This window comes from Glycomyces lechevalierae (assembly GCF_027622945.1).
GTDB lineage: Bacteria > Actinomycetota > Actinomycetes > Mycobacteriales > Micromonosporaceae > Glycomyces > Glycomyces rutgersensis.
On record NZ_JAPZVQ010000002.1, the window covers coordinates 80,326 to 98,014 of the forward strand.

Sequence of the window (17,689 nt, forward strand, 5' to 3'; positions counted from 1 at the left end):
GACCACTCCTTCTAAATCGTCAACGCTCTCAACGGAACCGCAGGGCCGTCGGGCCCTGGATCTTCTGGCCCCGGCGGGTCTTGATCGGACCCTCGGCCAGACGCTGCTTCAACTCCATCGCGTACTCGGCCAGCGCCTCGATGAGGTCCGGCACGGACGCGTTCTCCGGCTTGGCGTCCACGCGCAGGCCGAACTCGGTCGCCGTGTCCGCGGTCGCCGGGCCGATGCACGCCACGACGGTGCGCTGGTGCGGCTTGCCCGCGATGCCGACGAGGTTCCGCACGGTGGACGACGAGGTGAACAGCACCGCGTCGAACCCGCCGGACTTGATGGCGTCGCGGATGTCCGCGGCCGGCGGCGAGGCGCGCACGGTGCGGTACGCGGTGACGTCGTCGACCTCCCAGCCGCGTTCGGTCAGGCCTGAGACCAGGGTCTCGGTCGCGATGTCCGCGCGCGGCAGCAGGACCCGGCCGACCATGTCGAGGATCGGGTCGTGCGGCGGGAAGACCTCGAGCAGGCCCTCGGAGGACTGCTGCCCGGTCGGGATGAGCTCGGGCTCGATGCCGAACTCGCGCACGGCGTTCGCGGTCGCCTCGCCGATGCAGGCGATGCGGAGGCCGCCGAAGGCGCGGGCGTCGAGGCCGTGCTCCTTGAACTTCTCCCAGATGGCCTTCACCGAGTTCTGGCTGGTGAAGACGATCCAGGCGTAGCGGCCGTCGACGAGGCCCTTGATGGCCCGCTCCATCTGGGCGGGCGTGCGGGGCGGCTCGACGGCGATGGTCGGGACCTCGCACGGGATGGCGCCGTAGGCGCGCAGGCGCTCGGACATGATGCCGGCCTGCTCCTTGGTGCGGGGGATGAGGACCTTCCAGCCGTAGAGCGGGCGGCCCTCCCACCAGGCGAGCTCGTGGCGGTCGTCGACGCCGGGGCCGATGGTGAGCACGACCTGCCCGGCGTAGCCGAGGGCCGCCTCCACGAACGTGTCCACAGAGGACGTGGTGGTGTACTCGGTCTCGCCGGTCGCGTCGCCGGTGACGGCCACGGCGGTCTCGCCCGAGACGCCGCCCGCGAGCAGGATGTCCCGCAGGGACGACAGGTCCGAGACGTCCGCGGTGACGGTGAGGCTGCCGCGCTTGATCGCGTCCGCGATCATGAGCGGCTCGATGGAGGCGATGTCGTCGATGTCGATGACCGTGCGGATCTCCCCGGGCGGCATGCCCGCGTAGACCGCGACGGCCTGCGCGTGGCTCATGCCCGGGATGACCTCGAAGCGGGCCTGCTCGGCGCTGGCGGCCTTGATCTCGGCCTTCGCGAGCCGGTTCGGGTAGGCGTCGCCGACGATGAGGCGGGCGATGTTCTCGCCCTCGCGGGCGGCGGCGGCCATGAGCTTGCCCTGGTCGCTCGGGGAGGACTCGATGAGCTTGATCCGCGAGTCGTCGCCGTTGAGCTCCTTGGCGGTCTCGATGAGCGACTGCGGGAGCGACCGGTCGTAGTAGACCCGGTCGGCCTCGCGGATCGCGTCGAGGGCGCGCTTGGTCAGCAGTCCCGGGTCGCCTGGGCCGGTCCCGACGAAACGCACGCGGCCCACCGGCTTACGGGCACTGGTCATGTTCTCTCCATCAACAGTCGTCTAGAGCTTGGGTCTAACTTCAATAGTTGCTCGGCACCCACCTCGAGGAGGTCCTCGGCCAGCGCCCGCCCCACGGCGGCGGCCCGGGCGGCCAGTTCGGCGGCGCCCGCATCGCCTGTGTCGGGGAGAGCGGCGGTGGTCGAGAGCCGCTCGACGACGGAACCGTCCTCGGCAGCGACGGCCCCCCGCAGATACAGGTCGACCTCGTCCGGTGAGGCGCCTTCGGCGACATCGGCGAGTGCGGCGACGGGAGCGCTGCATCCGGCTTCGAGTCTTTGCAGAAGGGCGCGTTCGGCGGCGACGGCGGCCTGTGCGTACCGGTCGTTGAGCTTACTTGAGATCCGCGCAGATGTCATGTCGGCTTTGCGGCATTCGACCGCCAACGCCCCTTGTGCGGGGGCGGGAAGCATCACTAGCGGGTCCAGGTATTCCGTGATCTCCGCCTGGCGTCCGATGCGCCCGATGCCGGCGGCCGCGAGGATCACTCCATCGAGGTCGGCGCCGACGCGGCCGATGCGGGTGTCGATGTTGCCGCGGATCGGCACGCACTCGAAGCCGCGGCCCATGGCGTTCAGCTGCGCGATGCGCCGGGGCGAGCCGGTGCCGATGCGCGCGCCCGGTCCCAGGTCGGCGAGGGTGCGGCCGCCGGAGGCGACGAGCACGTCGCGCGGGTCGGCGCGCGGGGGCACCGCGATGACGAGGTGCTCGGGCTGGGCCGTGGGCAGGTCCTTGTAGGAGTGGACGGCGATGTCGATCTCCTCGTGCTCCAGCGCTTCCCGCAGCTGGTTGACGAAGACCCCGACGCCGAGCTGGGCGACGGGCACGGTCGTGCCGTCTCCTGTGGTCTTGATCTCGACGAGCTCCACCCGCTCCCCCGTGAGGCGCGCTATCTCGTCCGCGATCATCCCGCTCTGTGCCAGCGCGAGCTTCGATCCCCTGGTCCCGACTCGGATCACAGGTGCTTCCCTTCCTAAGGCCGGCGCGGCGAAGGCGCTCCGGGCTGCTGTGGGGCGGTGCCGAGGGTCCCGTCGGGCGATTCGGCCGCGACGGGGTTGATCTTGAGCGCGTCCGCGAGGTCGCCGGTCTGCGGTTCGGCGACCGCGGCGGCGTCGAGCGCGAAGAGGTCGCGCAGGGCGCGGGCGTAGTCGGGCGCGCCGGGCTGGCCGGCGAGCTCGCGCACGCGCACGGTGGGCTCGTGGAGGAGGCGCTGCACGACGCGGTGCACGGTGCGGGCGACCTCGGCGCGCTGGTCGTCGGTGAAGTCGCCGCGGCGGGCGACGCGGGCGAGCTCGGTCTCGACGATGTCGGCGGCGACGGAGCGGAGGGCCGCCACGGTGGGGGTGACGGCGGCGGCGCGCAGGCTCTCGTTGTAGGCCGCGATCTCCTCGGCGAGCAGGGCCTCGACCTCGGCGAGGGTGTCGGCAGCGGCCCCGGCGCCGTCGGCGCGCTGGATCTCGGCGATGTCGACGACGTGCACGCCGTCGAGGCGCGAGACCGCTTCGGCGACGTCCTTGGGGAGGGCGAGGTCGCAGACGACGAGCGGCGCGGTGCGGCCCGCGAGGTGGGCGGCGCGCAGCACCGGCTCGGGCGAGGAGGTCGCGCACACGAGCAGGTCCACTTGCGCCGCAAGGGAGGCGAGGTCGTCGTAGGGGGCGGTCGCGGCGTCCCAGACGGCGGCGAGGCGCTCGGCCTTGTCGCGGTCGCGGTTGGCGACGGCGAGGGACTTGACGCCCGAGCGGGCGAGGGTCGCGGTGGCGAGGCTGCCCATGGCGCCGGCGCCGACGACGGCGGCGCGGGCCTGGGCGACGCCGCCGGGGAACCCGGCGCGGACCAGGGCCCGCTCGGCGAGTTCGAGGGCGGCGCTGACCACGGAGGGCGCAGCGGCGTCCACGTCGGTCTCGGCGTGGATCCGCTTGCCCACGCGCAGGGCCTGCTGGAACAGTTCGTGGAGGTGGCGGCCGACCTGGTCGGCCTCGCGCGCGGTCTCGTACGCGTCGCGGAGCTGGCCGAGGATCTGCGGCTCGCCCGCGACCATGGAGTCGAGGCCGGCGGCGACGCGGAAGGCGTGGGCGGCGGCGTCGGCGCCGTGGCGCACGTACCCGCAGGAGGCGAAGTCGAGCTCGGCTTCGGATTCGTTCAGGCCCCACACGCGGTGGAGCTCGTCGACGATCGCGGACAGGCCCCCGTGGAAGGTGGCGGCGGTCGCGTACACCTCGACGCGGTTGCAGGTGGAGAGCACGACGGCCTCGCGGACCTCGCCGCCGCGCAGGAGCGCGCGCGAGAGGTCGGCGGCGGCCTCGGGGCCCACCGCGAGCCGTTCCAGGGTCTCCACCGCGGCACTGCGATGCGAGATGCCCACTACCAGGAGGTTCACTTCACCGTTCCCGTCTCTTGGCCGTTCCGGTTCACGTCTCCGCGTTCACGCCTCCAGCGGCCGGCGTGACTGCCCGACCCCTGCGTTCGCCTGGCCGATGGTCTTGTGGTGTTCGTGGAAGGAGAGGATCTGCAGCTCGACGGCCAGGTCGACCTTGCGGACCGCCACGCCCTGCGGCACGGCGAGCACGCACGGCGCGAAGTTGAGAATGCTTGTGACACCAGCATCTACGAGGAGGTCGGCCACATGTTGGGCGGCCGCGCCCGGTGTGGCGATGACCCCTATGTTGATGCCCTCGTCACGGACCGCGCCCGCCAGGAGCGCCACGTCGCGCACTCGGATCCCGTCCAAGTCCTTCCCAATGATGCCCGGGTCGGCGTCGAAGAGGCCAACGATGTCGAACCCTCTTTCGGAGAACCCGGGGTACCTGGCCAGGGCCTGGCCCAAGTGGCCCAGGCCGATGATGGCCACGCGGGAGTCTTTCGTGAGTCCGAGCACACCCGCGATGTAGGCGGCGAGCGCGGCCACGTTGTAGCCGACGCCGCGCATCCCGGACGCGCCGAGCTGGGAGAGGTCCTTGCGGAGCATCGCCGAGTTGACGCCGGTGGCGGCCGCGAGGGTTTCAGAGGAGACGGTCTCGACGCCGGACTCGCCCAGCGAGCTGAGCGCCCGCAGGTACTCGGGCAGGCGCCTGACCGTCGCCGGCGGGAGGTCGGCGGCGGAAGCGGGAGGGCCGCTCGGGGCCCGGTGGTCGGTGCCTTCGCCGGTGGTCGTCAATGGTGGAACTCCAGGTCCGCTAGTTCCGCGCCGCCGTTCACCGGCGCGCAACCCAGCTTAGGAGGTGGACCGTGGGGAAGCTCGCACAGGCGGTGCTAACCAGGCCTGGGGACGCGACTCGGCGGCTCGCGGGACCGGTGCGGTACACCCCCGTAACACTGGGCGAGGCCCAGCTGTACCGAAACCCGTTTATTCCCGGCGAGCCGCCGTCTGAAGTGATTTTGCCCCAAAACACCGGAGAACCCCGCAAATCCAGTTTTTTCGGCGCGTCGCGTCCGGCGGGTCAGGACGCCGCGAGGTCGCGCCTGAGGCGTGGCACGTCCACGTCCCAGTAGCTGTGCTCGCGCCCGTCGAGGAGCACCACCGGGAGGCGGTCTCCGTATTCGCGTGCCAACGCAGCGTCGTCGGCGACGTCCACCTCGGCCCAGTCGACGCCCGTCTCGCGCGCCACCAGCGCGAGGTCGGCCCGCGCCGCGCCGCACAGATGGCAATCCCTTGTAGTCAACAGCGTCAGCCTGTTCACCCTGCTCCCTCCCCGCAACGGAAGATCGCACAATCTGTGCGACACCCTCCGTCATTCCTCGATCACTATTGAGCCAGAACCGGTCCGCGAACGCGGGCCTCACAACATTTGGGGAGGTAATGGTGGGATTCCGCCCCCGCGAAGAAGGGTACGTCGGTGTGCCGGACGAACGCCGACATCGCCCGCAGTCAAGCCGTCACCGAACGCGACACGCCGAACGCAAATACGCGTCGGCGGCCCTCCTGATTTCTAGACTCAGGCGGGTCAGTCCCTGCGGGACCCGATCGCATGACTCGGCCCGACCCCTCACACGAGGAGGCCACTAGTGCCCGGTATTGCACCAGCAATGGTGACGTCCAACGCGAACCACACCGCAATGCTCACCGATCTCGCCCCTTACCTGAACGGCAGCGCCATCGTCGAGGCCCTGACGCGTCTGCCCGCCCCGACCTTCGAACGGCTCCGGCAGGCCGTCTGGACGGTCCTGAGCCTGGACACCGGCACCGGCACCGCCGAGCAGCACCACGTGCGCTCCGGCGGCGCGGGGGCCGGCGGGACGGCCGAGGCCGCGGGCCCCGGCCAGCACGACCCGAGCACCGACCAGGTCGACGGCGACGAGGTCGCCGACCTCGTGGCGCGCGCCCAGGACGGCGACCCGAACGCCTTCGGCGAGATCTACGACCGCTACAGCGAGACGGTCTACCGCTACATCTACTTCCGCGTGAACAACGCCCAGCTGGCCGAGGACCTCGCGTCCGAGACGTTCCTCCGGGCGCTGCGGCGCATCTCCAGCTTCAGCTGGCAGGGCCGGGCCTTCGGGGCCTGGCTGGTGACGATCGCGCGGAACCTGGTCGTCGACCACTTCAAGTCGGGCCGCTACCGGCTCGAGATCGTCAAACCCGACGTCCTGGGGACCGACTCCCCCGAGACCGACCCGACCACCTCGCCCGAGACCGCCGCACTGGAGAAGCTCACCAACGCCACCCTCCTCACCGCGGTCAAGAAGCTCAACCCCGACCAGCAGGAGTGCATCGTCCTGCGGTTCCTCCAGGGGTTCACCGTCGCCGAGACCGCCCGCACCATGGGCAAGAACGAAGGCGCGGTCAAGGCGCTCCAGTACCGGGCCGTGCGCACCCTCGCGCGGCTCCTGCCGGACGGCTTCCGAGGTTGAGGTAGGCGTTTCCGATCCCTTTTCCACCTCTTCCTCCTGCATCACCGACGGCCGCAATGGCTGTCGGGAATGCGACAAAAACCCGTCTCCGCGGGCTCCGGCCCGCGAACCCGTCATCAGCGATCCGCCGGGCCCTACCCCGCCGGACCGACACTGCCAGGTCAGGGCCGTCAACCGGCCCTCTGCCGCCGTGGGATCGAGCCGCGAGGCGGACGAAGTGGTCCGCGTCGCAAGGTTCCCGGCGAACCGTAACCTCAGGGGCTACTCGTGCGTTGTTCTCAGTACAGGAGCAGGATCCATGCAGTGAGAGGGGGTGTGCCCGGTGACTTTGAACCCTATGGAGCGCCGCCGCGCGGAGGAATTCGCACGGCTGCTTGACTCCGAGGACCCCGCCCTCCCTCACCAGCGCAGCGCTGACCCGATGTCAGCGCGCACCGACGCCGCGGAGGCCTTCGCCGAACTCGTCGGCGTCACCGAACGGCTCGGCGGACTCGGCGAGCAGCTCATGGCGGCCAGCCGGCCGTCGCAGCACTGGCAGGACGCCACCAGGCGGCGGCTCATGGCCGTCGCCGCAGAAGAAGGCATCGGCGTCACCGCCCGGGCCCGCGCCAGCGCGGTCGTGCCCGAGACCAAGCGGGCGCCCGTGACCGAGGACATGTTCCCGCGCCGCCCGCGCGGCGGCAGGCGCCTCGCGATCGTCGCGGCCCTGCTCACCGGCACCGTCGCCGTCTCCGGGGTCTCCGCGGCCTCGGGCGACGCCCTGCCGGGCGAGACGCTGTACGGCGTCAAGCGCTCCACCGAGCGGGCGCAGCTCGCCTTGGCGGGCAACGACCTCGGGCGCGCGCAGCTCTACCTCGAGTTCGCGCGCACCCGCATCCAGGAGGCCGCCGACGTCGTCGGGGACGACGCCGCGGTGGCGAGCGCGCTCAGCGACGCGACCGGGGAGCTGCGCAGCGGCACCCGGCTGCTCGGCGAGATCGCCGTGGAGAGCGGCGACCCGGCCCCGCTCGACTACATCGACCTGTTCACCAACGAGCACCGCTGGGTCCTCGACGACCTCGTGGCCGACCTCGACGGCGAGGCGCTCGAGGCCGGCGAGGAGCTGGCCGCGGTGCTCGAAGCGGCCGCGGTGCGGTCGGTGGAGCTGCGCGGCGCGCTGGACTGCACCGAGGCCGGCGGCGAGAGCGACGACATGGGCCCGATCCCGGGCTCGTGTGTGAAGGACGCGGTCGACGCGACCGTCCCGGACGAGACGGGCGGCTCCGACGGCGCCGCGACCGGTGCGGCCGAGACCGGCAGCGACGAGGCCGAGGGCGAGCCTGAGGGCGAAGCGGAGCCGACGGCGGGCGACAGCCCGGCCGGGGGCGGCGAAACGCCCCAGACGGAACCGGCCACGGGCGGCGCGAGCGACCCGGCCACGACCGGCGAACCCGCCGCTGAGACCGAGGACGAGGACGTCCTGGGCGAACTGGGCGGCATCATCTCGAAGCTTTTCGATTGAGCGGCGACCCTGCGGGGTACGACCGTTGCGGGTCGGCGACGACCCGGGAGTTACAAGGTGTGGAGTACCGGGCCGGGGCGCCGAGAAGCGTCCCGGCCCGCCGACGCCACCGCCCGGGCCGACCGCGCTCGGACCGTGCAAACGACGCAATGCGGCCGAGCGCTTCCCAACCCACGTAACCGTGTCCATATAACCAGGGCCACACTGGAAATTCACCAGGCTCGCGTCCTGGCGTTACAGGGCGTCTTCCTGAGGCTTGTAGGCTTTTAGAGTGTCTGAGATCGAGGCTTCCTCCACCGCCTCCGCCACACCCCGTCCACGAACCGTGCGGGCTGGCGGCTCCGCGCTGACCCATTCCGTCGTCGTCGAGCCCGCCGCGCCGGGAGACGACGAACTCGCCCACCTCCCCACCGCCGCCTTCTTCGACGTCGACAACACCCTCATGCACGGCGCGTCCACGTACTGGCTCGCCCGTGCGCTCGCCAAGCACGGCGTCCTCTCCGGGCGCGACATCCTCAGCTTCGCGTGGAAGCAGGCCCGCTTCAAGTTCGGGGCCGAGAACCACGGCCACATCTCCTCGGTGAAGTCCTCCGCGCTCGAACTCGTCGCCGGCTTCCCCGTCGAGGAGATGCGCAAGCTCTGCGAAGAGGTCGTCGACCGCGACATCTCCCCGCGCATCCTCGCGCCCGTGCGCCGCCTCGCCGAACGCCACCTCGAGTCCGACCAGGAGGTGTGGCTCGTGACGGCCAGCCCGGTCGAGCTCGCCGGGGTCCTCGCCTCGCGCCTGGGCCTGACCGGGGCGCTCGGCACGATCGCCGAGATCGAGGACGGCTGCTACACCGGCCGCCTCGTCGGCGACCTCATGCACGGCCCCGCGAAGGCCGCCGGGCTCGAACAGCTCGCGGCCGAGCGCGGCCTCAACCTGGAGCAGTGCACCGCGTACTCGGACTCGGCGAACGACCTGCCGATGCTCCGCAAGGTGGGCCGCGCCATCGCCGTCAACCCGGACACGCGCCTCGCCCGCCAGGCCCGCCACTACGGCTGGCCCGTCCTCGACTACCGGCGCGGGCGCCGCGCCGCGAAGCTCGCGCTGCCCACCGCGGCCGCCGCGGGCGTCGGCGCCGGACTGCTGTACCTGTACAAGTCCCGCGAACGGGACTAGGCGCGCCCGGCCGCGGGCCGGTTGGAACACGAAGGGGCGCGACCATAGACGACGTGGCGCAGCGGCTCACCCTCGCGGGCGCGGCGGTGCTCGCCGTCGCCTGGCTCGCCTGGCCCTCCCCCGACCGGCCCGAGACGACGCCCGTCCCGGAGACCGCGCCGACGGTGTGGGAGACCTGGGACGCCGAACCGGTCGACGTGCCCGGACAGATCGACGGCCTGGCGTGGACGCCGCTCCTCGTCCTCGACCCGGCCCCTGACGGCTCGGCCCCTGGCACCGATGCGCTCATCGGCACCGACGAGGCCGGGAACCTGCTCTATGTGGAGCAGCCCGCCGAAGGCGACGCCACGGTCGACGTCGTCGCCGAGCCCGGCGGCGTCCCGGGCGTGGTCGCCGTGGCGGCCACCGAGGAGCGTCTGGCGTGGCTCCAGTCCGTGCCGGACGCGCAGGGCCGGGTCGTCTCCGAGCTGTGGACCGCCGAACGCGGGCCCGACGGCAGGCCCGGCGAGGCCGCGCTGCTCACCGCCGACACCGGCGACGTGATCACCGCCGGGAGTGCCTACGACCTCCAGTTCGCCGCCGAAGGGCTGCACTGGCTCTCGACCGCCCGCGGCGAGAACCTGATCACCGAGCACCGGTCGGTCCCCGTCGCGGGCGGCGAGGTCGAGGTCGTCGGGCACCGCGGGGCGTGGCAGGCCGCCGCCTGGCCGTGGCTCGCCAGCGCCGGCTCCGACTCGCTCGGCGGGGCGCAGCTGGTGCGCACCGACACCGGCGCGGGCGTCAAGGTGTTCTCGGGCTCGGACGAGCTGACGCTGTGCTCGGCGACGTGGTGCCGGCTGATCGTGACCGCCGACGACGGGTCGCGCGTCGACCTCGTCCGTCCAGACGGGAGCGACCGGGTGACGATCGCCGAGGGGTTCACGTCGGCGGTGTCGCCGGACGTCGGGCTCGTCGACCGGTTCGAGCCGCTCGCGGCGTCGCAGGCGGCCCAGGGCGATGCGACCGCGGTGACGCTCTTCGACCTCCAAGCGGGCGAGGAGTACCTGGTGGCCTCGAGCGCGGGGCAGACGGGCGCGGACGCGCGGTGCCTGTGGTGGTCGACGGGGACGGGCGAACTGCTCGAATGGCACGTGCTGGACCTCACGGACCTCGCTTAATGCGAGGCGTTCGCGCACGGGGCCCGGGTAACGTCGATGCCGTGACCACACCGTCAGACCCCAGCGCACCCCAGGAGCCGGCCCGGCCCGAGATCATGGGCGTCCTCAATGTCACGCCCGACTCGTTCTCCGACGGCGGCCGCTATCTCGACTTCGGGGACGCGGTGGCGCACGGCGAGCAGATGGCCGCCGAGGGCGCGGACCTGATCGACGTGGGCGGGGAGTCGACGCGGCCGGGCGCGGACCGGGTGGACCCGGCGACCGAGATCGCGCGGGTGGTGGACGTGGTGGCGGCGCTGTCCGAACGGGGCCTTGCCGTCTCGATCGACACGACCCGGGCGGCGGTGGCCGCGGCGGCGATCGCGGCCGGCGCGAGCGTCGTCAACGACGTGTCGGGCGGCCTGGCCGACCCGGACATGGCGCGGGTCGTGGCGGACACGGGCGTGCGGTGGGTGCTCATGCACTGGCGCGGGCATTCGGCGGACATGCAGCGGCTCCAGCACTATGAGAACGTGGTCGCCGACGTGAAGGCCGAGCTGGAGGACCGGGTCGAGGCGGCCCTGGACTCCGGTGTGGACCGGTCGAAGCTGATCCTCGACCCGGGGCTGGGGTTCGCGAAGACCGCCGAGCACAACTGGCGGCTCTCGGCGCACCTGGACGAGTTCGTGGCGCTGGGGTACCCGGTGCTGTTCGGGTCCTCGCGCAAGTCGTACCTCGGGAAGCTCCTGGAGGACGAGAGCGGGAAGCCGCGCCCGGTGGGGCAGCGGGAGGCCGCGACGCTCGCGACCTCGCTGCTGGCGTTCGAGGCGGGCGCGTGGGGCGTGCGGGTGCACGACGTGGCCGGGACGGCCGACGCGCGGGCCGTGTGGCTGGCCACGCGCCGGGCCCGGTAGCTGACGGATCGGCGACAACACGGTGGCGGCGCGCCGCACCTGCGGTGGGGCCTGACCAGGCGTGGAGCAGTTCCTCGATCGGACCGGCGGGATTGCGAGCGCATCTCGAAACTTGGAACAACGGTTGCGGGTGCGGCTGTCACACCCGTAGCATTCGGCTCGTACTTCATCCAGAGCAGCTGAGGGGTCCGGCCCTGCGACGCTGCGGCAACCACCGACCCGCCCTTCGGGGGCAGGCGGCAGGTGCCAATTCCGGCCCGCTGCGCGGGGAAGATGAGGGAGGAGCCTTCTCGTATGTCCAATGCGCTTTTCGAAGACAGCCCGGCCAAGGGCCTGATCTGCCGCAACTGCAACGCCACCTATGACCTGGTCGCCCAGCACGCCTGTTGGCAGTGTTTCGGGCCGCTCGAGGTCGACTACGACCAGGCCGAGCTGGCGAAGGTCACGCGCGAGCAGATCGAGGCCGGCCCGCAGAACATCTGGCGGTACGCGCCGCTGCTGCCCGTCGGCGTCCACCCCGAGGACCGGGTGAGCCTCAACCCCGGTCTGACCCCGCTCATCGACGCGAAGAACCTCGCGAAGGCCCTGGGCATGCGCCAGCTCTGGGTGAAGGACGACTCGGCGAACCCCACCCACTCGTTCAAGGACCGGGTCGTGTCGACCGCGGTCTCGGCCGCGAAGAAGCTCGGCTTCGACCGGTTCGCGTGCGCCTCGACGGGCAACCTGGCGAACTCGGTGGCCGCGCACGCCGCCCGCGCGGGCGTGCCGTCGATCGTGTTCATCCCGCACGACTTGGAGCCGGGCAAGATCGTGCAGTCCGCGATCTACGGCGGCCAGCTCATCGCGGTGCAGGGCTCGTACGACGACGTGAACCGGCTGTGCTCGGAGCTGACCGAGACGGACGACTTCGAGACGACGGCGTTCGTGAACGTCAACATCCGCCCGTACTACGCCGAGGGTTCGAAGACCCTCGGGTACGAGGTGGCCGAGCAGCTCGGGTGGCGGCTGCCGGAGCAGGTCGTGGTGCCGATGGCCTCGGGCGAGCTGCTGACCAAGATCCACAAGGCGTTCGAGGAGTCGGCCGAGATCGGGCTCGTCGAGCCGGGCAAGGTGCGGGTGTTCGGCGCGCAGTCGGCCGGGTGCAGCCCGATCGCGGACGCGTACGCCGAGGGCACGGACGTGATCACGCCGGTGAAGCCCACGGGCATCGCGAAGAGCCTCAACATCGGCGACCCGGCGGCCGGGCCGTATGCGATCGAGGCGTGCCGGTCCACGGGCGGCGGCATGGCGAAGGTGACGGACGACGAGATCCGCGAGGGGGTGCGGCTGCTGGCTGCCACCACCGGTGTGTTCGCTGAAACGGCCGGCGGCGTGGTCGTCGCTACGCTCCGTAAGCTCCTGGAGTCGGGTCAGTTGGACCCGGAGGCCGAGACCGTCATTTACAACACCGGTGAGGGCCTCAAGACACTTGACGCAGTGTCCTCGCTGGTCGGGCCGACGCACACGGTGAAGCCGTCGTTGAAGGCGGCGAAGGAAGCGGGACTTCTCGAGTCCTGAATGGAGTCGGGAGTTTTGGAAAGTGGACTGTCAAACGCTTTCCGAACTCCTGAAATTATCACTCAGTGTGACCGTTGTGAAGGCTTGTGTCGGGTACCCGACAAAGAGAAGCGAAGTTCGGGTCTTGACCGTATTCACTGAATAGGCAAGAATTCTTCTTGCGGGAGGCCGCAGCCGTCCTGTCGCCACTCACCCGGTTGACTGCGAGTCCTGGGGCTAGAACGTGTCGAGCAGCGCCAGCCGGTGTCAGGAACTGCGGTCTCCCGACCACTCCGCTTCCCTGCCTGCGGCATTCACCTTCCTCTATAGGTGCCCGGATCGCCACGCCCCCAAACCTTTCCGCGTTCATCGGCGCGCAATGCACTTGCCTGTCCCGTTCCACTGCGCGAGACTCGGCGGATGACGCATTTCGACATCGTGCCGGTCGACCCCGGCGATCCCGCGCAGGTCCGCGCGCGCCTCGCGGTCATGGGGGCCGTGGACGCCCACGACCACGCCGGCACCCGCCACTTCAATCCGGCCCACGCGCTCGCCGCGAGCGTGGTGGGCCGCAACGACGTCCGCAGCGAACGCTGGGTCGCGGTCTGCGACGGGCGGGTCCTGGGGTACGCCGACGCCACGATGCCGCTGCTCGACAACACGCATTCCGTGTACGTCGACCTGGGCGTCCATCCCGACGAGCGGCGGCGCGGGGTCGGCTCGGGCCTCTTGCGCCACGTGGAGGAGCGCGCCGCCGAGGAGGGCCGGAGCGCGCTCTCGACATGGATACTCGCGCCGGGCGAGGGCGCGCCGGAGGTGCGCACCGAGGGCGCCGCGTTCGCGGTCGGCAAGGGCTACCAGCTGTCCCTGAACTGCGCCGTCCGCGCGGTCGAGCTCGACACGGTCGACGAGGCGGCGCTCGACCGGCTGTGGGACGAGGTCGCGGCGAAGGCCGCCGACTTCGACCTCGTCGCGTTCGAGGGGCTGCCGCCGGAGCGGATCATCGACGGCATGGCGTACCTCCACGCCCGCATGTACACGGACATGCCGTTGGGCGAGTGGGACCTCCAGGAGGCGGCCATCGACCGCGACCGCCTCGCGGGCTGGTCCGAGATGCGCCGCCTGCGCGGCGAACTGCACCTCCAGGTCGCTGCCGTGCACCGGGAGAGCGGCGAGGTCGCCGGGTTCACGGAGATCATCGTCGAGGCCGGTTCGGAGTTCGACTGCTTCCAGGGGGACACGATCGTCGACCCGCGCTTCCGCGGGCACCGGCTCGGCACGCTGCTGAAGATCGCGAACCAGCGGGCGGTGCGGTCGTGGCGGCCGCGCATGCGGTTCGTGTGGACCGGCAACGCCGTCTCGAACGACCACATGATCGCCATCAACGAGTCGGTCGGGTACCGGCTGGTGTGCGAGGAGAACGTCTACCAGAAGAAGCGCTAGCGGATCAGCCGCTCGTGCATGCGGCGGCGCTCGGCGTGGAGCTTGGCGATCTGCTCGCGCAGCGCCGCGTCGCCGCCGCCGCCCCGGGACACGGCCTCGCGGAGGTCGTGGATCTCCTGCTCGACGTCGAGTCCGCGCCGGTTGAGCAGGTGCAGGGTCTCGTGCGGCTCGGGTTCGGGGGTGCGGCGCAGCAGGCGCAGGCCCTCGGGGGTGATGCCGAACGGGGCGAGCGATTCGGCGTCGAACGCGATCGCGTTCGGATGGTCGGCCACTTTGGACATCCGCTCGGAGCCTTCGCGCTGCTGGTCGGAGAGGCCGGTGTGGGCGTAGAGCCACCACATGGTCTCGCCGTCGAGGTGCCGGACGCTCACGCCCTGGGGTACGAGCTTCTGGGCGAGGGTCGAGTGGTTGCGGCGGTAGACGCTGAGGGCGCGCGCGGCCGGCTCGAGGAGGCTGAGGCCGATCGAGGGGCTGTGGTGGTAGGCGCGGTGCCCGGCCGCTTCGGATGGGACCCAGTTGCAGCCCAACGTGGGCGCGAGGACCGCGGGCGCGGCGCGGCCTTCGGTGAGGTACGCGGCGGCCCGCTCGTGGAGGCCGCCGACGAGGTCGCGGTGGACCGCGTCGTCGTCGTCGAGGCGGGTGGTGAGCGCCCAGCCCTTGCCGCGGGCGCGGGCCTCCTCGCGGGTCCAGGCCACGAGGTCGGGGACGAAGTCGCGTTTGAGCTCGGTGGGCGCCAGGTGGATCCAGGGCCGATCGGCGGCGAGCGCGTCGAGGCGGCGCCGCGCTGCGGGCGGCATCTCGCGGTCGATCGCGATGTACCACACGAAGTCCCGGCGGGTCTGCGCGTCGAGCGACGCGAGCGTCAGATGCTCCAGGAGGAGCTGCCGGTACGCGAACCACTGCTCGTCGAACACGCCGATACCGTGCCGGGTGGCGATGACGTGCAGGAACTCCGAGGACGCCGGGAGCGGGCCGTGCGAGGCCCGGGAGGGCGCGGCGGCGCGGAGCCGGCGGCGCAGCCTCGCGGGCAGCAGTCGCGTCAATCGCATGGGGTCCCCTCCCGGACGGCGGTGCGGCGGCCGAGACGGCGCGCCACCGGGCAGGCTAGTGCCCGCCGGTAACGGGCGCGCCAACACCGGGCGAACAATCCGGTCACCGGGGACGATACGCCGGCGACCGGTCACGCTTCGCGGTTGCGGGCATAGTGCTCCAGGTACTCGAGCTGCTCGGGGTCGAGGCTGGGGCGCACGCGCTCCATCGCCTGGGCCACATGGGAAGCGGTGACGATACTGGCGTCGAGGGACTCGCGCATCGCCGTCAGCGCAGCCTCGCGCACGAGCGCCGCGCAGTCGGCGGCCGAGTAGAGCCACAGCTCGTCGGCGACCTCGCCGAGGTCCACGTCGTCCGCGAACGGCACGTTCTTCGCGTTGGCGCGCAGGATGTCCGCGCGGCCGACCGCGTCCGGCGGCGGCACGTACACGAGCCGTTCGAGCCGGCCGGGCCGCAGCAGCGCCGGATCGATCATGTCCGGCCGGTTCGTCGCGCCCACGACCACCACGTCCCGCAGCGACTCCGCGCCGTCGAGCTCGGTGAGCAGCGCCGCGACCACGCGGTCGGCGGTCCCGCCGTCGGTCCCGCCCCCGCGCACCGGCGCGAGCGCGTCCAGCTCGTCGAAGAACATCAGGGTCGGGCTGGCCTGCCGGGCCCGGCGGAACAGCTCCCGCACGTTCTTCTCCGACTCGCCCACCCACTTGTTCAACAGCTCGGAGCCCTTGACGCTCAGCACGTTCGCGTGGCCCTCGCCCGCGACGGCCCGCACGATGTACGTCTTCCCGCACCCGGGAGGTCCATACAGGAGGATGCCGCGCGGGGCCTCGATGCCCAAGCGGGTGAAGGCGTCCGGGTAGGTGAGCGGCCACAGCACGGTCTCGGTGAGGGTCTGCTTCAGTTCCTCCATGCCGCCCACGTCGGCGAGGGTGAGGCCGCCGAGCTCGACCGCGTCGCCGGACATGCTCGTGGGCCGCACCGAGTCCAGCGCGCCGTCGAAATCGGCGCCCTGCAACGCGGTCGCCCCGCCGTCCTTGGCGCGCATCGCGGCCCGCACGCCCGCCTCCCGGACCATCACCGCGAGGTCGGAGGCCACATAGCCGGGCGCGCGGTGCGCGACGTTCTCGAGCTTCACGTCCTCGGCCACTTTCATACCGCGCGTGAGGTACACGAGCAGGTCGCGGCGGGCGTCGGCGTCCGGCATCGGCACGACGACCTCGTGCTCGAGCTTCGAGCGGAGGACCGTGTCGACGTCCTCGATCCGCGCGGTCGTGCACACCACCGCGTGCTCCCCCGGCTCGGCGAGGACCTCGTCGACGAGGCGGGTGAACATGGTGCCCAACGGCGTCCGCTTCCCCGCCGGGGCGATCGCCTCCACGCCGCGCACGAGCAGCACGCCCGGCACGGTGAGCGAGGCGACGGCGGCCCGGAGCCGGTCCGCGGCCGCGTTCGCCTCGAGGGCGGCCAGGTCGTGGCCCGAGACCTCGCTGACGCGCGCGCCCACGGCCGCCGCGACCGAACGCGTCACCGTGGCCTTCCCCGCGCCGGACGGGCCCGAGACGAGCACGCCCAGCGTCATGTCCGTGCCCACCACCTTCAGGACCTCGCGGTGGTTGAAACCGAGGTCGAGCAGCTCCCGCAGCTCCTCGGCGGGGATCTTCGCCCCGGCCAGCTCCTCGTACGGGATCGGCGCGATCCCCGGCTGCGCCTCGGGCTGCGCCCGCACCGGCTCGCGCGGCTCGGCGCGCGGACGGACCTGCGCGGCCTCGCCGCCCGGGTAGGCAGCGGGCATCGGCGCGCGGGCGCGGCCGGGATTCGCGACCCGGCCCGACTCGAGCGGCGACCCGATCGAGGCCGGGGCATCGGACTCCCACTCCACACGAGTGTCCGAAGTGATCATCGCCGCGCTCGCCGGACTCGCCTCGACCACGTTGAGCACCATCGTGGTCCAGCCGATCCCGAGCGTGTTGTTCAGCGTCCGCCGCGTCGCCGACACCAGCTCGCGCTGCGCGTCGCCCAGCTCGATCGGCAGCAGCGACACGTCGTCGCCCTCGCCCACGACCTTCGACAGGAGCGCCAGCCGCAGCGTGTCAGGATCGACCACGGCCACCGCCGAAGCCGGACCCGACAGCACCACCCGGTCCGCCGCCGCGAGCGCCACCGGCGCGATCCGCACCGGATCGCCATCGCGCGCACCGATGTTCCCCAACGTCAGGTCATCCGCGTACAGCGCCCGCCGCGACGCGTACCGGTCGGCGGCCAGCGCGATCGCGGCCGTCGAGCGGCGCCCCGCGATCGCCACGGCGTCGCCGGCGCGCAGGCCGAGCGCCGTGAGGGCTTCAGGGTGGAGGCGGACGATGCCGCGCCGGGCGTCGAGCCCGGCCTTGGCGCGGGTCGCGGTCAGCGTGAGGGAACCAGAGTCGGACACGCCGCCCAGCCTATTACGGCCCGGCGGCGGACGGCGACTCTCGCACG

General features: G+C 72.0%; 14 protein-coding genes and 1 riboswitch. Of the genes, 7 read left to right on the top strand and 7 right to left on the bottom strand.

The window, feature by feature from the left end; genetic code table 11:
* Window positions 1-28: 28 nt before the first annotated feature.
* From O2L01_RS04040 to O2L01_RS04060, 5 genes are all read right to left on the bottom strand, one after another.
* A complete protein-coding gene (locus O2L01_RS04040) occupies window positions 29-1,609 on the bottom strand; it encodes a bifunctional uroporphyrinogen-III C-methyltransferase/uroporphyrinogen-III synthase (protein ID WP_270120571.1) in 1,581 nt (526 codons plus the stop codon).
* Entirely contained in the window at window positions 1,606-2,586 is a 981-nt protein-coding gene (gene hemC / locus O2L01_RS04045) for a hydroxymethylbilane synthase (protein ID WP_270120572.1), read from the bottom strand. The genes O2L01_RS04040 and hemC overlap by 4 nt, the downstream gene beginning before the upstream one ends.
* A 14-nt stretch (window positions 2,587-2,600) precedes the next feature.
* Window positions 2,601-4,004, bottom strand: a complete 1,404-nt coding sequence (locus O2L01_RS04050; protein WP_270120573.1) for a glutamyl-tRNA reductase — start codon at window positions 4,002-4,004, stop codon at window positions 2,601-2,603.
* Window positions 4,005-4,049: 45 nt separating this feature from the next.
* Window positions 4,050-4,781 carry a redox-sensing transcriptional repressor Rex gene (locus O2L01_RS04055; RefSeq protein ID WP_270120574.1) on the bottom strand — a complete coding sequence of 244 codons (732 nt, stop codon included), beginning with the start codon at window positions 4,779-4,781 and terminating at the stop codon, window positions 4,050-4,052.
* A 283-nt stretch (window positions 4,782-5,064) separates the two neighbouring features.
* Window positions 5,065-5,295, bottom strand: coding sequence for a glutaredoxin family protein (locus O2L01_RS04060; RefSeq protein WP_374727669.1), 231 nt, complete (start codon window positions 5,293-5,295; stop codon window positions 5,065-5,067).
* A 385-nt stretch (window positions 5,296-5,680) separates the two neighbouring features.
* Here O2L01_RS04060 and O2L01_RS04065 point away from each other — a divergent pair, with 385 nt between their 5' ends.
* From O2L01_RS04065 to O2L01_RS04095, 7 genes are all read left to right on the top strand, one after another.
* Window positions 5,681-6,475 (top strand): ECF subfamily RNA polymerase sigma factor, BldN family, encoded by a 795-nt coding sequence (locus tag O2L01_RS04065; RefSeq protein ID WP_374727668.1) that lies wholly within the window; start codon window positions 5,681-5,683, stop codon window positions 6,473-6,475.
* A 421-nt stretch (window positions 6,476-6,896) separates the two neighbouring features.
* A complete protein-coding gene (locus tag O2L01_RS04070; RefSeq protein WP_270120577.1) occupies window positions 6,897-7,976 on the top strand; it encodes a DUF5667 domain-containing protein in 1,080 nt (359 codons plus the stop codon).
* A 271-nt stretch (window positions 7,977-8,247) separates the two neighbouring features.
* A complete protein-coding gene (locus O2L01_RS04075; RefSeq protein ID WP_270120578.1) occupies window positions 8,248-9,138 on the top strand; it encodes an HAD family hydrolase in 891 nt (296 codons plus the stop codon).
* 53 nt (window positions 9,139-9,191) lie between these two features.
* Window positions 9,192-10,295 carry a hypothetical protein gene (locus tag O2L01_RS04080; RefSeq protein ID WP_270120579.1) on the top strand — a complete coding sequence of 368 codons (1,104 nt, stop codon included), beginning with the start codon at window positions 9,192-9,194 and terminating at the stop codon, window positions 10,293-10,295.
* A 95-nt stretch (window positions 10,296-10,390) separates the two neighbouring features.
* A complete protein-coding gene (gene folP, locus O2L01_RS04085; RefSeq protein ID WP_344469317.1) occupies window positions 10,391-11,188 on the top strand; it encodes a dihydropteroate synthase in 798 nt (265 codons plus the stop codon).
* Between the two features lie 163 nt (window positions 11,189-11,351).
* A riboswitch (SAM riboswitch) is annotated at window positions 11,352-11,468 on the top strand.
* 14 nt (window positions 11,469-11,482) lie between these two features.
* Complete coding sequence (gene thrC, locus O2L01_RS04090; RefSeq protein WP_270120581.1) at window positions 11,483-12,745, top strand: threonine synthase; 1,263 nt, start codon at window positions 11,483-11,485, stop codon at window positions 12,743-12,745.
* A gap of 399 nt (window positions 12,746-13,144) precedes the next feature.
* Window positions 13,145-14,167 (top strand): GNAT family N-acetyltransferase, encoded by a 1,023-nt coding sequence (locus tag O2L01_RS04095; RefSeq protein WP_270120582.1) that lies wholly within the window; start codon window positions 13,145-13,147, stop codon window positions 14,165-14,167.
* Here O2L01_RS04095 and O2L01_RS04100 read toward each other — a convergent pair.
* Window positions 14,164-15,216: a glycosyltransferase gene (locus O2L01_RS04100; protein ID WP_270120583.1), complete on the bottom strand. Its 1,053-nt coding sequence runs from the start codon at window positions 15,214-15,216 to the stop codon at window positions 14,164-14,166. The two genes, O2L01_RS04095 and O2L01_RS04100, sit on opposite strands and share 4 nt — an antisense overlap.
* Before the next feature lie 131 nt (window positions 15,217-15,347).
* The gene (locus tag O2L01_RS04105; protein ID WP_270120584.1) at window positions 15,348-17,642 is read right to left on the bottom strand and encodes an AAA family ATPase; all 2,295 of its coding nucleotides are present in this window, start codon (window positions 17,640-17,642) and stop codon (window positions 15,348-15,350) included.
* Window positions 17,643-17,689: the final 47 nt, after the last annotated feature.

Coding starts and splice junctions, on each gene's coding strand:
- O2L01_RS04040 (WP_270120571.1), bottom strand. CDS start 1,609: ATGACCAGTGCCCGTAAGCCGGTGGGCCGCGTGCGTTTCGTCGGGACC.
- O2L01_RS04065 (WP_374727668.1), top strand. CDS start 5,681: ATGCTCACCGATCTCGCCCCTTACCTGAACGGCAGCGCCATCGTCGAG.
- O2L01_RS04070 (WP_270120577.1), top strand. CDS start 6,897: ATGTCAGCGCGCACCGACGCCGCGGAGGCCTTCGCCGAACTCGTCGGC.
- folP (WP_344469317.1), top strand. CDS start 10,391: ATGGGCGTCCTCAATGTCACGCCCGACTCGTTCTCCGACGGCGGCCGC.
- thrC (WP_270120581.1), top strand. CDS start 11,483: ATGTCCAATGCGCTTTTCGAAGACAGCCCGGCCAAGGGCCTGATCTGC.
- O2L01_RS04095 (WP_270120582.1), top strand. CDS start 13,145: ATGACGCATTTCGACATCGTGCCGGTCGACCCCGGCGATCCCGCGCAG.
- O2L01_RS04100 (WP_270120583.1), bottom strand. CDS start 15,216: ATGCGATTGACGCGACTGCTGCCCGCGAGGCTGCGCCGCCGGCTCCGC.